General features: G+C 66.1%; 13 protein-coding genes. 5 read left to right on the top strand and 8 right to left on the bottom strand.

Features of this window, described 5'->3' with window-relative positions; translation table 11 throughout:
- Positions 1 to 8 precede the first annotated feature (8 nt).
- From A7X65_RS11060 to A7X65_RS11090, 7 genes are all read right to left on the bottom strand, one after another.
- Complete coding sequence (locus A7X65_RS11060) at positions 9 to 713, bottom strand: ABC transporter ATP-binding protein (RefSeq protein ID WP_063684566.1); 705 nt, start codon at positions 711 to 713, stop codon at positions 9 to 11.
- Complete coding sequence (locus tag A7X65_RS11065; RefSeq protein ID WP_063684567.1) at positions 710 to 1,501, bottom strand: ABC transporter ATP-binding protein; 792 nt, start codon at positions 1,499 to 1,501, stop codon at positions 710 to 712. Before A7X65_RS11065 ends, A7X65_RS11060 begins: the two co-directional genes overlap by 4 nt.
- The gene (locus A7X65_RS11070) at positions 1,498 to 3,387 is read right to left on the bottom strand and encodes an ABC transporter permease (RefSeq protein ID WP_063684568.1); all 1,890 of its coding nucleotides are present in this window, start codon (positions 3,385 to 3,387) and stop codon (positions 1,498 to 1,500) included. Before A7X65_RS11070 ends, A7X65_RS11065 begins: the two co-directional genes overlap by 4 nt.
- 150 nt (positions 3,388 to 3,537) lie before the next feature.
- Complete coding sequence (locus A7X65_RS11075) at positions 3,538 to 4,740, bottom strand: ABC transporter substrate-binding protein (protein ID WP_063684569.1); 1,203 nt, start codon at positions 4,738 to 4,740, stop codon at positions 3,538 to 3,540.
- 78 nt (positions 4,741 to 4,818) lie between these two features.
- Positions 4,819 to 5,403: an amino acid synthesis family protein gene (locus A7X65_RS11080; RefSeq protein WP_063684570.1), complete on the bottom strand. Its 585-nt coding sequence runs from the start codon at positions 5,401 to 5,403 to the stop codon at positions 4,819 to 4,821.
- 15 nt (positions 5,404 to 5,418) lie between these two features.
- Positions 5,419 to 6,315: a UPF0280 family protein gene (locus tag A7X65_RS11085; RefSeq protein WP_063684571.1), complete on the bottom strand. Its 897-nt coding sequence runs from the start codon at positions 6,313 to 6,315 to the stop codon at positions 5,419 to 5,421.
- A complete protein-coding gene (locus A7X65_RS11090; protein ID WP_063684572.1) occupies positions 6,312 to 7,769 on the bottom strand; it encodes a hypothetical protein in 1,458 nt (485 codons plus the stop codon). The genes A7X65_RS11085 and A7X65_RS11090 overlap by 4 nt, the downstream gene beginning before the upstream one ends.
- A gap of 265 nt (positions 7,770 to 8,034) precedes the next feature.
- On the opposite strand from A7X65_RS11090, the gene A7X65_RS11095 reads away from it, so the two are divergent.
- Together A7X65_RS11095 and A7X65_RS11100 are read left to right on the top strand one after the other, a co-directional pair.
- Positions 8,035 to 8,517: a (2Fe-2S)-binding protein gene (locus tag A7X65_RS11095; RefSeq protein WP_063684573.1), complete on the top strand. Its 483-nt coding sequence runs from the start codon at positions 8,035 to 8,037 to the stop codon at positions 8,515 to 8,517.
- A complete protein-coding gene (locus tag A7X65_RS11100; RefSeq protein ID WP_063684574.1) occupies positions 8,517 to 12,047 on the top strand; it encodes a molybdopterin cofactor-binding domain-containing protein in 3,531 nt (1,176 codons plus the stop codon). Before A7X65_RS11095 ends, A7X65_RS11100 begins: the two co-directional genes overlap by 1 nt.
- Positions 12,048 to 12,307: 260 nt before the next feature.
- On the opposite strand, the gene A7X65_RS11105 is transcribed toward A7X65_RS11100, so the two are convergent.
- A complete protein-coding gene (locus tag A7X65_RS11105) occupies positions 12,308 to 13,276 on the bottom strand; it encodes a catechol 2,3-dioxygenase (protein WP_063684575.1) in 969 nt (322 codons plus the stop codon).
- Positions 13,277 to 13,695: 419 nt separating this feature from the next.
- Between A7X65_RS11105 and A7X65_RS11110 the strand changes: the two genes are divergently transcribed.
- From A7X65_RS11110 to A7X65_RS11120, 3 genes are all read left to right on the top strand, one after another.
- On the top strand, positions 13,696 to 15,435 hold the full coding sequence (locus tag A7X65_RS11110) for an ATP-binding protein (RefSeq protein WP_167358227.1): 1,740 nt from the start codon (positions 13,696 to 13,698) through the stop codon (positions 15,433 to 15,435).
- 242 nt (positions 15,436 to 15,677) lie between these two features.
- Positions 15,678 to 16,259 (top strand): peroxidase-related enzyme, encoded by a 582-nt coding sequence (locus tag A7X65_RS11115; RefSeq protein WP_063684924.1) that lies wholly within the window; start codon positions 15,678 to 15,680, stop codon positions 16,257 to 16,259.
- Between the two features lie 22 nt (positions 16,260 to 16,281).
- Positions 16,282 to 16,779 (top strand): MgtC/SapB family protein, encoded by a 498-nt coding sequence (locus tag A7X65_RS11120; RefSeq protein ID WP_063684577.1) that lies wholly within the window; start codon positions 16,282 to 16,284, stop codon positions 16,777 to 16,779.
- Position 16,780 lies beyond the last annotated feature (1 nt).

The raw sequence follows: 16,780 nt of genomic DNA on the forward strand, positions 1-16,780 counted from the left end.
CCCGCCCTTCACAACGACAGATGCGCGTCGCGGATGTCCGGACGCGCGTCGAGCTCGGCCATGGTCCCGCCGAAGCAGATGCGGCCGCGCTCGATGATGTAGGCGCGGTCGGAGATGAGCCGCGCAAAGTGCAGATTCTGCTCGGAGACGACGATGCTGACGCCTTCCTTCTTCATGGTCAGGATGGCATCGACCATCTGCTCCACGATCTTCGGCGACAGCCCCTCCGAGGGCTCGTCGAGCAGCACCAGCGACGGATTTCCCATCAGCGTACGCGCGATCGTCAGCATCTGCTGCTCGCCGCCGCTCATGCGGCCGCCCGGCCGGTTCTTCATCTCGCCGAGATTTGGAAACAGCGCGAACAGTTTTTCGCGTGTCCAGTGCGGCGCGTTCGGACGCTTCGGCTGCTTGCCGACCTCGAGGTTTTCCTCGACGGTCAGGTCCGTGAAGATGCGCCGCTCCTCCGGCACATAGCCCAGCCCCTCGCGCACGATCTCGTGCGTCGGTTTCGCCGAGACGTCCTTGCCCTCGAACATGATGCGGCCGGAGCGTTGCGCGACGAGGCCGACGATCGAGCGGAACGTCGTCGACTTACCGGCGCCGTTGCGCCCGAGCAGCGCCACGACCTCGCCCTCGCCGACCTCGAAGCCGATGTCGAACAGGATATGCGCGGGGCCGTAATGGCTGTTGAGGTCCTGCACCGTGAGCTTCATGCCGATGCTCCCTCGCGATGCCCGCCTTCGTAAAGCAGCCCCTCGCCCAGATAAATCGCCTGCACCTGCGGATTGCCCCGCACCTCGGCCGGCGAACCCTCCGCGATCAGCGTACCGCGATTGAGCACGATGATACGGTCGGCGTGCTCGAACACCACGTCCATGTCGTGCTCGGTGAAGAGCACGCCGATCGCCTTTTCCTTCGCGATCTGAGCCGTGAGCCGCATCAGCTCGACGCGCTCGCGCGGCGCCATGCCCGCGGTCGGCTCGTCCATCAGCAGCAGCTTCGGCTGGTTGGCGAGCGCCACCGCGAGTTCGAGCCGCTTGAGGTCGCCATAGGCAAGCTCGCCGCAGGGCCGGTCCGCATAGCCGCCCATGCCGACCAGCTCGAGCAGGCGGCCGGCCTCGCCGCGATCGAAGTTCGGGGCCGAGCCGAACAGGTTGAACAGCTTCTTCCCGTGCGAGATCAGGGCGACCTGCACATTCTCGCGCACGGTCATGGTGGCGAAGGTCGCGGTGATCTGAAAGGTGCGCCCGACGCCCATCCGCCAGATCTCGCGCGGCTTCTTGCCGGTGGTCTCCTCGCCGAGCAGACGGACGTGGCCGCTGTCAGGCTTGTTCTGGCCGTTGAGCATGTCGAAGCAGGTGCTCTTGCCCGCGCCGTTCGGCCCGATCAGCGCCAGGATCTCGCCGGCGCGCAGCGAGAACGAGACGCCGCGGACGGCATGAATGCCGCCATAGGATTTGGTCAGGCCTTCGACCGCGAGAAGTGTGGGTGCGACGCTCATTCGGCGGACTCGATCGGCTTGGCGAGCAAGGGGGATCCCGGCGGCGACGACTTCCTGCGGCGCTGCGCCAGCATCTCCAGCATGCCGACGATGCCCTTGGGGAAGACGACGACGATCAGCACGATGAAGCCGCCGAGCACGAGCTTTGACAGATCGGTCTGGCTGACCAGCCAGATGTTGAGCGCCTTGTAGACGATGGCACCGATCACCGCACCGGACACCGTCTCGACGCCGCCGAGCAGCACCATGACCAGCGCATCGACCGACAGCGAGATGCCGAGATTGTCGGGGAAGACGCTGCCCTTCAGGTATGCGAACAGCGCACCGCCGATGCCGGCGGTGGTGCCCGCGATGACGAAGGCCGTCCACTGGATGCGCTTGGCATTGATGCCGATCGCTTCGCTGCGCAGCAGCGAGTCGCGCGTGGCTCGCAGCGCGTAGCCGAACGGCGAGAACACCATGACCCGCAGCGCGACGGTGACAAGCGCGGCGACGCCGAGCGCCAGCCAGTAGAAGTTCGACGGGCTCGCCGCCCATTTTTCCGGCCAGACGCCGAGGATGCCGTTGTCGCCGCCGGTGACACTCACCCACTGGAACGCGATCGACCAGACGATCTGCGCAAAGGCGAGCGTCAGCATGGCGAAATAGACGCCGGAGAGCTGCACCGCGAAGAAGCCGAACACGGCGGCGCCCATGCAGCCGAGCAGCGGTCCCAGCAACAGGCACACGATCATCGGCAGCCCCGCCATCTTGGCGAGGAAGGCGACGCCGTAGGCCCCGAGGCCGAAATAGGCGGCGTGGCCGAAGGACGCGAGGCCGCCGACCGACATCAGGAAGTGCAAGGAGACTGCGAAGATCACGAAGATCGCGATCTCCGAGCCGACGGTCAGCGCGTAATTGCCCGCGAACAGCGGCAGCGTCGCCGCGAGGAGAAGCGCGGCCAGCGAGGCGAGCCGCTCGTTCGAGGTCAGCGGGCGCCAGGGATTGACGGTGAGACCCGGCGTCTTGCGCGCCGCCGCCTCCGGCTTGCCGAACAGGCCCCAGGGACGGACGATCAGCACCACCGCCATCACCAGGAAGACCAGGATGATCGAGATCTTCGGGAAGATCAGGATGCCGAAGGCGTTCAGCTCGGAGACCAGGACGGCCGCGACGAAGGCGCCGACGATGCTGCCGAGGCCGCCGATCACCACGACGACGAACACTTCGACGATGATGCGCAAATCCATCGCATGATGCACGGCATCGCGCGGAATCTGCAGCGCGCCGCCAAGCGCAGCAAGGAAGACGCCGACCGCGAACACCGACGTGAACAGCCATTTCTGGTTCACGCCGAGCGCCGCGACCATGTCGCGGTCCTGCGTCGCGGCGCGCACCAGCACGCCCCAGCGCGTGCGCTGGAACAATAGCCAGAGAATCCCGAGCACGACCGGGCCGAGCACGATCAGGAACAGGTCGTAGCTCGGGATGTTCTGGCCGAAGAAATCAATCGCGCCCTTGAAGCCCGGCGCGCGGCGGCCGACGAGATCGTCGGGGCCCCAGATCAGCACGACGAGATCCTCGACCATCAGGGTCAGGCCGAAGGTTGCGAGCAGCTGGAACAGCTCTGGCGCGTGATAGATGCGGCGGAGCAAGACCATCTCGACCAGCACGCCGATCAGCGCCACCGCGAGCGCAGCCAGCACGATGCTGCCCCAGAAGCCGAACGCCCCCGACAGGCGCTCCGTCAGCGTGAAGGCGATATAGGCGCCGATCATGTAGAAGGCGCCATGCGCGAAATTCACGATCCGCGTCACGCCGAAGATGATCGACAGGCCCGACGCCACCAGAAACAGCGACGCTGCGCTGGCGAGACCGGTCAGAAACTGTACGACGTAAAAGGCCATCGGCGGTCCGGGTTAATTAAGTCTCGGTACTGGGCTTCATCCTTCGAGACGGCGCTGCGCGCCTCCTCAGGATGAGGTCCGGGACCCTCGTGGTGAGGAGCGCGGCAACGCCGCGCGTCTCGAACCACGAGGCCCCGGTCTCTCGTTGCATCAATCCTTCGGCCGCAGCTTCTCGACTTCGGCATCGCTCGGCAGATAGTCCGAACCCTTCTTGTAAGAAGAGTCCACCATCACACCCTTGCCGTCCTTCAGCGCGGTCTTGCCGACATAGGCGCCGAGGGTCGACTGGTGGTCGATCTTGCGGAAGGTGATCTCGCCGAACGGCGACGGCATCGACAGCCCCTCCGCCGCGGCAATCAGCTTCTCCGGATCGGTCGAACCCGCCTTGGCGAGAATGGCGGCGGCCGCCTTGATGGTCTGGTAGCCGACGATCGAGCCGAGGCGCGGATAGTCGTTGTACTTGGCCTGGTAGGCCTTCAGGAACGCATCATGCTCGGGCGTCTTGATCGAGTACCAGGGATAGCCGGTGACGATCCAGCCCTCGGGCGTCTCGTCCTTGAGCGGATCGAGATATTCGGGCTCGCCGGTCAGGAAGGAGACGACCTCGCGCCCCTTGAACAGGCCGCGGGTGTTGCCTTCGCGCACGAGCTTGACGAGGTCGGCGCCGAAGGTGACGTTGAGGATCGCCTCGGGATTGGCGGCGGCAACCGCCTGCACCACGGGACCTGCGTCGATCTTGCCCTGCGGCGGCCACTGCTCGTCCACCCACTGGATGTCGGGACGCTTCTCCGACATCAGCTTCTTGAACACCTGCACCGCCGACTGGCCGTATTCATAGTTCGGCGCGATCGTCGCCCAGCGCTTCGCGGGCAGCTTGGCGGCTGCCTCGACCAGCATCGCCGCCTGCATGTAGTTGGAGGGACGCAGGCGGAACGTATATTTGTTGCCCTTCGACCAGGTGACGGCGTCGGTCAGCGGCTCGGCCGCGAGGAAGAACACCTTCTTCTGGTTGGCGAAGTCGCTGACGGCGAGACCAATGTTCGACAGGAACGTGCCCGTCAGCATCGCCACGCCTTCGCTCGAGACGAGCTCGTTGGCCGCGGTCTGCGCATCCGCCGGCTTGCCGCCGTCGTCCTTGGAGATGACGACGAGCTTCTTGCCGTTGATGCCGCCGGCCGCGTTGATCTCTTCCACCGCGAGCTGCCAGCCCTTGCGATAGGGCTCGGTGAACGCCGGCAGCAGCGAATAGCTGTTGATCTCGCCGATCTTGATGTCCTGCGCCATGGCCGAATGAGCCATGCCGCCCGCCAGGAGCGCGAAGGCCGCGCCGACGAAGTAATTTCTTGCTCGCATCCCAACCTCCAGTTTTGAACTCTTTGTCTCGACTACGACCTTGCCGGAGAGATTGTGCCCGCCCCTCCGGACCATTCCTTATTTCAAACCGTCTTCGCCCTTGATCTCCGCAACCGTCAATCCGCCCACGCGCGGCAGCGGACGGCCGCTGTCGGTGACGGCGACCGCGACCATGATCTCGTTGGCGCGCGGCGCGTCGTTGATCTGCACTTCCATGCCGTCGAAATGGCTGCGCACGAAGGCTGCGTCCTTATGCCCCAAGGGAATGTCGAGCGTCGTGCCCGGCCCGCTGCGCTTCTTGGACGATGGGATCAGCGCCGCGCCCTTGGTCAGAACCTTGCGCACCGGGGCGCCCATCTTGGGATGAAGGATCGCGGCGGCATGCTCCAGCTCGCCGTTCTCGCCGACGGCCGCGGCCTTGCCGTAGCTGTGCGCCTTGGAACCTTCGATCCCGAGCGCGGCGACCGCGCGCTTGGCCAGCAAATCACCGAGTTCCTCGCCGATCGCGATCAGCGGCGAGAGGTCCTCGACGTATTTTCCGGCAAATGGATTTTCGATCACGGCGATCGCGGCGGCACGCCGGGTCGGCGGCGAGACCTGGCGGCCCATCTCCATCTGCGTCTCTTCGACGACGGTGACGATCTTGCGGATGATCGCGCTCATGCTTCGCTTCCCTGTTCAGGCACCGACCGCGTTCTCCAGCACGAGCGGGCGCGTTCGCTGCTCTTCCATATCCTTGGCTCCGATGACAAGCATATCACCACAAAGCCTGAGCACAGCACCCTCGATCAATCCGCGATCGAACAATTGCCGTGCACATTCCGCGCCAGATTCCAGCGCATCCGCGATCTCATTCCGCGACAATTCACCGACGCCGCGGGTGACCAGACGCGCGCCGAGATCGCTATCGGGCTGAATTTCGTTCGCAGGGGTTCGGATGATGGCGGGGTGCCCGGGCAGATCGACGGCATTGGCGATGACGGTCGCGGCCGCATCGGCCTGCGACGCCGTCGCCGCGAGCACCGTCACCGCATCGGCGATGCCGAGCGAGAAACTGCGGCCGTGCCGTCCGCTGGTGGCGATGCCGCGCACCGGATCCTCCGCATCGACCCGCATGGCTCGCATCACGCCGTCGCGATCGGGCCGGTCCATCAGGCCGACCGAGAATTGCTCGCCATTGCCGAGATGAAGCGCGATATCGCCGCCATTGTTGACATAGGCCCGGTCGAGCGTCGCGGCGCTCAGCATCGCACCCAGAATTTCCTCGGCCACGCTCCCGGCCACAGCGGCCATCGGCGTGATGAAGCCGTCGGCGGCATAGGGCACGACAGCGGCGTGCATGCGCCGCGCCACCACGCCCTTCAGCGACGTCCGTCTGCCGGCAGCCGTCCGCAGCTCCGGCAATTCCGCGCAGAGCTCGTCGAGCAATCCGGTGAAACGCTGCGCCGCGGCTTCATAGGCCGCACGCACCTCGCCCGCGGCTCCCCTCGCCTCGACGATCAGATCGATCGGTCCATCCTGCAAATGCAGCCGCCGGCCATCAGACAGCAATGCGATTTGCGGACGCCGCGTCATGCCCGCGGCCCCGGAATCGGGTTCTGCCAGGGCAACTGGCGGACATCCTCACCGTTCTGCACCTCGGAGAGCGGCTTCACATAGTCCATGTGCCCGCCGAGCGCGGCATAGTCGGTCAGCTTCATCGTGAATTCGATCGGCGCGACCAGCGCCGGCGTCGGCACGTAGCCGAACGCGCCCGCCGGCATCTGCGTCACATCGACCATGTAAGTGATGCCGCCGCCCGGCCAGACATAGACCGGCGCCCCGCCGCTGGTGACACGCGTCAGCGCATCCTTCACGGAGCGCGTCAGCCGCACCGGATTGTCGGTGACGCCGGCGCGCAGCGATCCGCCGGCACCGGCCATGAACAGCACCGTGCACAACGCCGGCTCGCAATTCTCCTGGATGCGCTCGACCGAGAATTTCAGATCGGCGGGCATCTCGGTCTCGACCGGGTTCAGGGTCTCGTCGAGCACGTAATAGGACGAATGCTCGCCCGTGGTGGAGACCATCAGCATGGTCAGGCCGGCCTTCGCCTCCTTCTTGTCGAAGGGGCCGAGAATCGCGAGCGGATCGGAGATGTTGGTGCCACCCCAACCCGTGCCGGGATCGGCGACCTGGAAATAGCGGCCGGGCGTCGAGCGGCGCCCCTTCATCTTGATGCCGGTGTCGGCGATGTCGAGCAGCTTGCCGGCCTGGTGCTCGCTCAGCACGCCGGTGATGTGGTCGTCGACCACGACGACCTCGTCGACCTTGCCGTGCCATTGCTTGGCGAACATGCCGATCGTCGCCGAGCCGCAGCCGACGCGCATGCGCTCTTCCTTGACGCCGTTGACGATCGGCGGCTGGCCCGCCTGCACCACCACGGTCGCGCCGCCGTCGATGGTCAGCTCCACCGCCTTGCAATTGGCGAGGTCCATCAACGTGTCGCAGGTGACGCGCCCCTCCTTCTTGGAGCCGCCGGTGAGGTGATGCACGCCGCCGAGCGACAGCATCTGCGAGCCGTATTCGCTGGTGGTGACGTGGCCGACCGCCTCGCCCTGCGCGCGCACGGTCGCGGTTTCCGGCCCGAGATAGCGGTCGGTGTCGATCTTCACCTTGATGCCGCAATAGGAGAAGATGCCCTCGGTGACCACGGTCACCATGTCGACGCCGTCGACCTCCGCGGAAACGATGAACGGCGCCGGCTTGTAGTCGGGATAGGTCGTGCCCGCGCCGATCGCGGTGACGAAGGTCGAGGGTTCGTGGACGATCTTGCCGTCCCAGTCTTCGGTGCGGCTGAACGGAACGAGCTTGCCGCCATGCTCGACGGTGCGCTCCAGAATCACATGCGGATCGACGCGGACCAGCTTGCCGTCGTGGTTGGCATAGCGGTCGCAGGCGCCCGCCGCGCCCGGCTTGATGTAGCACATCACCGGACAGGCATCGCAGCGGATCTTGTCGGTGGCAGCGCTCGTTGTTTCCATCACCATGTCGAAAGCCAGCGGAGACGTCGTTATCATTCGTATACGAACGATGTTGCGCGCGGTCCCCTGCGGCTGTCAAGCGGCGGTGCAGCGCAAAAGAAGCCGCTGCCGCACAAATCCTCATTTGCCTATCGGACCTGTCCACAAAGAAGGCAGACGCGCTGCAGTGCGGCATGCACGGCTTGCACGTTTGTGTACAAACGGTATCGTCGCGACCGAGATTTTGCGACTGCATAGTCCAGAGCTTGAAAGCAGGGGCTTGGGAACAGGGATGACGCCAACACCGATCCGCCTCACCGTGAACGGCAGGATCCACGAGATCACCGCGGCACGCGATACGCCGCTGCTCTACGTGCTGCGCAACGATCTCGCGCTCAACGGCCCCAAATACGGCTGCGGGCTCGGCGAATGCGGCACCTGCACTGTCCTGATCGACGGCGCGGCAGCGCGCTCCTGCGTGATTCCGGTCGGCGGCTGCGCCGGGCGCGACATCGTGACGCTCGAAGGGCTCGGCACCCGCGACAAGCCTGACGTGGTGCAGCAGGCCTTCATCGACGAGCAGGCCGCGCAATGCGGCTATTGCCTCAACGGCATGATCATGACCACCAAGGCGCTGCTTGCGATCAACCCGCGCCCGACCGAGCCCGAAGCGCTCGCCGCGCTGCGCTACAACCTTTGCCGCTGCGGCACCCATGTCGAGATCCTGCGCGCCGTGATGCGCGCCTCCGGCCAGCTCACCGAGGCCGCAGATTGATGGCCTCCCCTGTTTCGAACGGAGCTGAGCACCCATCGGGCTGGCTCGTCGTCGCCCGCAGCGTGGACGAGGTCACGTCCGAAACGTTCGTCCGCATCACCGCGGACGGCTCGGTCATGGCCTATAACGGCCATGTCGATCTCGGCACCGGCATCCGCACCGCGCTCGGCCAGATCGTCGCCGAAGAGCTCGACGTCTCCTTTGCGCGCGTCGTCGTCGTGCTCGGCGACACCGCCGTGGTGCCGAACCAGGGCGCGACGATCGCGAGCGAGACGATCCAGATCACCGCCGTTCCCCTGCGCAAGGCCGCCGCGCAAGCGCGGCAGTTCCTGATCGCGCGCGCAGCCGAGCGGCTGGAGCTTCCCGCGACCGACCTCAAGGTCGAGGACGGCCTCGTGCGCGGACACGACAACCGCAGCGTCAGCTATGGCGAGTTGATCGGCGGCGAGGAGATACGGCTCGAGCTTGCCGACGATGTCGCGGTCAAGCCCGTCGGCGACTACACCATCGTCGGCCAGTCGACGCCGCGCGTCGACCTGCCGGCCAAGGCCACGGGCGAACTGACCTTCGTGCACGATATCCGCGTGCCCGACATGCTGCACGGCCGCGTGGTGCGGCCGCCCTATGCCGGCGTCGATGCCGGCCCGTTCGTCGGCACCAGCCTCATCGCCGTCGACGAATCCTCGGTGCGCGACATTCCAGGCATCATAGCCGTGGTGCGCCTCGGTGATTTCGTCGGCGTGGTCGCCGAGCGCGAGGAAAGTGCGATCCGCGCGGCGGAGCAGCTCAAGGTGAGCTGGAAGCCGACGCCCACCCTCACCGACCTCGCCGACGTCGAGACCGCGCTGCGCGCCAATCCGTCGACGCCGCGCACGCTGATCGACAAGGGCGATGTCGACGCGGCGATATCGGGCGCGGCCAAGCCGATGCAGCGCACTTATGTGTGGCCGTACCAGATGCACGGCTCGATCGGCCCGTCCTGTGCGGTCGCGGATTTTAGGGATGGCAACATCCGGGTCTGGTCGGGCACGCAGAATCCGCACGTGCTGCGCAGCGACCTTGCCCTCCTGGTCGAGCGTCCCGAGAGCGAGATCGACGTCATCCGCCTCGAGGCCGCCGGCTGCTACGGCCGCAACTGCGCCGACGACGTCAGCGCGGACGCGCTGCTGCTCTCGCGCGCGGTCGGCCGGCCCGTACGCGTACAGTTGACCCGCGAGCAAGAGCACGCCTGGGAGCCCAAGGGCACCGCGCAGCTGATCGACGTCAACGGCGGCCTCGACGCCGCAGGCGGCATTGCTGCTTATGATCTCGCAACGCGCTATCCCTCCAATGCCGCACCGACGCTGGCGCTGTTGCTGACCGGTCGCATCGCGCCCGAGCCTACCGTGCTGCAGATGGGCGATCGCACCGCGATCCCTCCTTACGACTACGACAACATGCGCGTCGTCGCCCACGACATGCCGCCGATCGTGCGCGCCTCCTGGTTCCGCGGCGTCTCGGCGCTGCCGAACACCTTTGCGCATGAATCCTATATCGACGAGGCCGCCACCGAGGCAGGTATCGATCCCATCGAATACCGCCTGCGCTATCTGAAGGATCAGCGCGCCGTCGACCTCGTCAATGCGGTGGCCGAACGCGCCGGTTGGACGCCGCGCCCGGTCCGCGAGGAGAAGGACGGCGATGTCGTGCACGGGCGCGGCTTTGCCTACGCGCTCTATGTCCACAGCAAGTTTCCCGGCTATGGCGCGGCGTGGTCGGCCTGGATCGCCGACGTCGCCGTGAACAAGGCGACCGGCGATGTCAGCGTCACACGCGTCGTCGCCGGGCAGGATTCCGGGCTGATGATCAATCCGGACGGCGTGCGCCACCAGATCCACGGCAACGTCATCCAGTCCACCAGCCGCGCGCTGATGGAAGAGGTCTCGTTCGAGCGCGGCACGGTGGCCGCGCGCGAATGGGGCGCCTATCCGATCATCCCCTTTCCCGACGTGCCCAAGATCGACGTGCTGATGCTGCCGCGGCCGGACCAGCCGCCGCTCGGCGTCGGCGAGTCCGCCTCGGTGCCGAGCGCGGCGGCGATCGCGAACGCGATCTTCGATGCCACCGGCGTGCGTTTTCGCGAGCCGCCGTTCACGCCGGAACGCATCCTGAGGGGGCTGCACGGTGAAGCATCGCCGGTGCCGCAAGCCCTGCCCGCGCCCGCCGCAGCGTCGCCGTCCCGCATCTGGGAAAATCCGTTCGCCAAACGCGCCGGCGTCTTTGCGACAATCGCAGCCTTCTGCACCGCCGCGATCGGGATCGGCGCCGCATTGCTGCCGGGACGCGCCATCGCGCCGATCGCGCGGCCTGATGCGTCGGTCTACTCGGCGGCGACGATTGCCCGTGGCGAGCAGCTTGCCGCGCTCGGCAATTGCGCGGAGTGCCACACCAGCATCGGCGGCGTGCTCAATGCCGGCGGCCGTGCGCTTGAGACGCCGTTCGGCACGATCTACACCACCAACATCACGCCCGACGTCGACACCGGTATTGGCGCCTGGTCCTATCCCGCCTTCGAACGCGCGATGCGCGATGGCCTGCATCGCGACGGCCGCCAGCTCTATCCGGCCTTCCCCTATACGCATTTCTCGAAGACTGATGATGCCGACATGCAGGCGCTCTACGCCTACCTGATGGCCCAGCCTGCCGTGCGCGCCACGGCGCCCGCCAACACGCTCGCCTTCCCGTTCAATCTCCGCCCGCTGCTGGCCGGCTGGAATGCGCTGTTCCACCAGACGAAAGAGTTCAAGCCCGATCCCGCCAGATCCGAGGCGTGGAATCGCGGCGCCTATCTGGTCGAGAGCCTCGGCCATTGCAGCGGCTGCCACTCGCCACGCAATGCGCTCGGCGCCGAGCAGCGCAATGCCTATCTCGCCGGCGGTTTTGCCGAGGGTTGGGAGGCGCCGCCGCTAAGCTCGCTCTCGCATGCGCCGATCCCCTGGAACGAGGACGAGCTGTTCGCGTACTTGCGCACAGGCCATTCGCGCTATCACGGCGTCGCCGCCGGCCCGATGGCACCTGTCGTCAGGGATCTCAAGGCCCTGCCCGACCAGGACATCCGCGCAATGGCGGTCTATCTCAATTCATTCAACGACACCTCGCCCGATGCTCAGGCACAGGCTGCGCTCGCCGCGAAGCTGGAAAGCGCGACGCAAGTCTCCGTCGCCTCCTCCACCGGGGCGCGGCTCTATCAGGGCGCCTGCGCGGTCTGCCACGAGGTCGGCGGCCTGCCGCTGTTCGGCAGCCGGCCCTCGCTCGCGCTCAACAGCAATCTGCACAGCGCGACGTCGGACAATCTCGTGCAGGTGATCTTGCACGGCATCACCGAGCCGGTGTCGAGCGACCTCGGCTACATGCCCGCGTTCCGGAACAGCATGAGCGACGCGCAGGTCGAAGAGCTCGTCTCCTTCCTGCGCCAGCAGTTCGCGCCGGACAAGCCGGCCTGGACCGGCATCCGCGAGACGATCGCGCGGGTGCGATCATCGGCGCACTGAGGCAATACGAGCGAAGGCTTGGCTGGAAGTTCGCCTGCCGCCATCCTTCGAGACGCCCGCCTACGGCGGGCCCTCAGGATGAGGACGGAATGCGTGGCAGCACTTCGACAGGCAAAGCTGCCTCTTAGCCTCATCCTGAGGAGACCGCCACCGGGTCCGCGCAAAGCGCGGCCCGACGACAGGCTCCGCGGTCGTCTCGAAGGACGAGGCGCTTGCTCAGACCTCCGCCACAAGGGGAACGGGGAGAGCGGTGCTGCTGCTCACCCGTGCTTCTTCGCCTCCACCGGCGGCGTGCCGTGGGTGTGGAAGGACTCGATCGTCTTGAGGCCCCAGGCCTGGCCCTTCTTGCGCTCTTCCTCGGTCCACACGATCGGCTTCCAGTCCGGCGCGAGGATGAGCCGGGCGCCGGCATTGGCGACCTCGACGCGGTTGCCGCCGGGCTCGTAGACATAGAGGAAGAAAGTCTGCTGGATCGCGTGCTTGTGCGGGCCGGTCTCGATGTGCACCCCGTTCTCCAGGAAGATGTCGGCGGCGCGAAGGATCTCCTCGCGGCTGTCGAGCGCGTAGGTGACGTGATGGAAGCGGCCGGGCGTGCCGGAATGGTCGAGCGAATAGGCGAAGTCGTAGCTCTTGTTCGACATGGTCAGCCACATCGCCGCTTCCCGGCCGTCGTTGAGCACGATCTGCTCGGTGAGCCGGCAGCCGAGATAATTCTCGAAGAACTCGCGGTTGGCCTTGATGTCGACGGCGAGGCAGTTGAGATGATCGAGCCGGCGGACGTTGACGCCGCGCGCGGGAAAGCGCTGCGCCTGGTTCTTCAGCGCCGGCTTCAGCTCCGGCGGCGCCTGATACCATTCGGTCTCGTAATAGAGCTCGACGATGTGGCCGTCGGGATCGCGGCAGCGGAAGGTCGGCCCCTGCCCCATGTCGCCGTCGATCCAGCCGATGTCGAAGCCGGAGCCCTTCAACGCGGCAACACGTCGCTCCAGCGCCTGCTGGCTGCGCGCGCGCAGCGCCATGTGCTCCATGCCTGAAGTCTTCGACGCCGTGAGCTTCAGCGAATAGCGCTCGTAATCGTCCCAGCCGCGCAAATAGACCGACTCGCCCTTTTGCCCGCTGACGGTCATGCCCATCACGTCGACGAAGAACTTCAGGCTCTCGTCGGGCTTCGGCGTCAGCAGTTCCATATGGCCGAGATGGGCGAGATCGAGGATCGGTTCGGGCTGCATGATGTCCTCCAGGGCGTGGCCGCGTTCCGCCTGACGGCGCGGCCGAGACGCAGGGCAACGCCGCGCGCCTCCGCGCGGCCGGCGATTTCATTTGTACTAATGTACAAATGATTAGGTCCCGTCAACAAATCAACCACCATCTGTGACTTCTTGTGACGTGCGGTCGGACCGAGGGCACTGTTGCGGACGGATGGCGGCCTGCCCGAATGGTAAAATCTTCCTTAAGCCGTCTCGCCCCAACCAGCCTTGAAATGCAGCATTTCCCGGCCGATTCCCTCCAAAAGTATACATTGTCGACAAGGCTCCGGACCGAATTACCGCGGATTTAACGGAGCAGGCGCGTCCGGCGTTTAACCGTTTGTGCAGCGACCGCCGCATAGGGTGGAACAAATTCCTCGCTCTTGCCGGGTTCATTTATCGTGACATCCTTTGGACGCGTGATTTCGGTTCGCGGATCGCTCGCCCGGGTCGGGCTTCTGGCCGCCAGCCAGCTGTCGATCTCGGAAGTTCGGGCCACCGTCGGCCGTTTCGTCAGCATTCGCTGCGCCAGCTCGGTCATCGTTGCGATGATCACCGAGGTCTCCTGCGAGAACCTCGCGGGCACGGACAACTACGTCGCCATCGCCTCGGTCGACCTGCTCGGCGAGATCCTCAACGCCGCCGACAAGGCCAAATTCCAGCGCGGCGTCACCAACTATCCGACGATCGGCGACACGGTCGAGCTGATCACCAGCCAGGAGCTGCGCACGATCTACGCGCCGACCGGGTCGGACCAGATCAATGTCGGCTTCCTCCAGCAGGACCGCTCCGTCGTCGCCTATGTCGACGTCGAGGAAATGCTGTCGAAGCATTTCGCCGTGCTGGGCTCGACCGGCGTCGGCAAATCGACCGGCGTGTCGCTGCTGCTCAACGAAATCCTGAAGGCGCGGCCGAACCTGCGCATCTTCCTGCTCGACGTCCACAACGAATATGGCCGCTGCTTCGGCGACCGCGCGCTGGTGCTGAACCCGCGGAACCTGAAGCTGCCGTTCTGGCTGTTCAACTTCGAGGAAATCGTCGACGTGCTGTTCGGCGGCCGCGCCGGCGTGCCCGAGGAGCTCGACGTCCTCGCGGAAGTGATCCCGCTCGCCAAGGGCATCTACACCCAGTATCAGAACTCCGATCGCCTCGGCCTGAAGCGCATCGATCCCAAGCAGATCGGCTTCACCGTCGACACGCCGGTGCCGTACCGCCTGGTCGACCTGATCTCGCTGATCGACGAGCGCATGGGCAAGCTGGAAAACCGCTCCTCGCGCATCATCTACCACAAGCTGATCTCGCGCATCGACGCCGTGCGCAACGATCCGCGCTACGCCTTCATGTTCGACAACGCCAATGTCGGCGGCGACACCATGGCCGAGGTCATCAGCCATCTGTTCCGCCTGCCCGCCAACGGCAAGCCGATGACGGTGATGCAGCTCGCCGGCTTCCCGGCCGAGGTCATCGATTCCGTCGTATCTGTTCTTTGCCGCATGGCGTTCGATTTCGGCCTGTGGAGCGACGGCGTCTCCCCGATGCTGTTCGTCTGCGAGGAAGCGCACCGTTACGCCTCCGCCGACCGCAATGTCGGCTTCGGCCCGACCCGCAAGGCGGTGTCGCGCATCGCCAAGGAAGGCCGCAAATACGGCGTCTATCTCGGCCTCATCACGCAGCGCCCCGCGGAGCTCGACGCCACCATCATCTCCCAGTGCAACACGCTGTTCACGATGCGTCTTGCCAACGACCGCGACCAGGCGCTGTTGCGCGCCGCGGTGTCGGATGCGGCCGCGAACCTGCTGTCCTTCGTGCCCTCGCTCGGCACCCGTGAGGTGCTGGCGTTCGGCGAAGGCGTCGCGCTGCCGACGCGTCTGCGCTTCAAGGAGGTGCCGCCGCACCAATTGCCGCGCGGCGAAGCCACCATCAGCAGCGTTCCGTCCCTGACCTCCGGCCACGACATGCATTTCGTCGGCGCGGTGCTCGAGCGCTGGCGCGGCGCCACCTCGCAGCGCGACGTACCGAACGACCCGGTGTTCGCGGCACCCGCCGCCAAGACGATGTCCAGCCTCGAAGCCCCGATGCTGCAGCCGTCGATGGGCCTCGATCCCGACCGCTTCTCGCTGCTGAAGAAGCCGCTGCGGTAGCACGGCTCTCGTGTCCCGGACGCGCTGCAGCGCATAGCGCTGCTGCGCAGAGCCGGGACCCACGCCGCACATACCGCCCCCTCGGAAACATGGGCCCCGGCTCAGCAGCGCACCGCACCGGACGATGCTTGGCATCGCCGGAAGCGCTGCGCAGCGTCCGGGGCACGGCACGTTATGACGCCTCTGGAGCGTCTCGCCCGCATCGACTATGGTTGCCGGCCTGAAAGCCGGAACCCATGCACATGACAAAAACCGCCGCGCAACGCTTCCCCGCTCCCGCCCTCGATTCGCTCCCCGACGACATCCGCACCCGCCTTCTCGGCGTGCAGGAGAAGAGCGGCTTCGTGCCCAACGTGTTCCTCACGCTGGCCTACCGCTCGGACGAATTCCGTGCCTTCTTCGCCTATCACGACGCGCTGATGGAGAAGGACGGCGGCCTGACCAAGGCCGAGCGCGAGATGATCGTGGTGGCAACCTCGGCCGCCAACCAGTGCCAGTATTGCGTGATCGCGCATGGCGCGATCCTGCGCATCCGCGCCAAGAACCCGCTGATCGCCGACCAGATCGCCGTGAACTACCGCAAGGCCGACATCACGCCGCGCCAGAAGGCGATGCTCGACTTCGCGATGAAGGTCTCGGCCGACGCGCAGCGCGTCTCGGAAGAGGATTTCGCCGCGCTCCAGCCCCACGGCTTCAGCGACGACGACATCTGGGACATCGCCGCCATCTCCGCCTTCTTCGCCCTGTCGAACCGTCTCGCGAACTTCACGGGGATGCGACCGAACGAGGAATTCTATCTGATGGGACGCCTGCCGAAGAAATGAACGAGACGGTGACTGACGAGCGATGACCGCGCTGGACTGGCCCGAGATCATTCTGCGCCTCGGCGTCGCCACGCTCGCCGGCTGCGCCATCGGCCTCAATCGTGACCTGCACGGCAAGCCGATCGGGCTGAAGACGCTCGGCATCGTCGGGCTCTCGACCGCGACCGTCGTTCTGCTGGCCGTGCAGTTCGCCGAGGCCGGCAAGATCACCGATGCGACGAGCCGCGTCATCCAGGGCATCCTCACCGGCATCGGCTTCCTCGGTGCCGGCGTCATCGTCCACGAGAGCGACAGGTTTCGCGTCCGCGGCCTGACCAGCGCCGCCTGCACCTTCCTGGCCGCCTGCCTCGGCATCGCCTGCGGCGTCGGCCAGTGGCCAATCGTCGGGACGGCGCTGACACTGGCCTTCCTGATCCTCACCGTCGGCAACCGCACCGAGCACTCGCTGCACCGGATGCTCGGTGGCAGGCACGGGACGAACGGAGCCGAGGCGCCGCCGCAGCGCGGCCCTCCGGAGTGAG

This window comes from Bradyrhizobium stylosanthis, assembly GCF_001641335.1.
Lineage (GTDB): Bacteria > Pseudomonadota > Alphaproteobacteria > Rhizobiales > Xanthobacteraceae > Bradyrhizobium > Bradyrhizobium stylosanthis.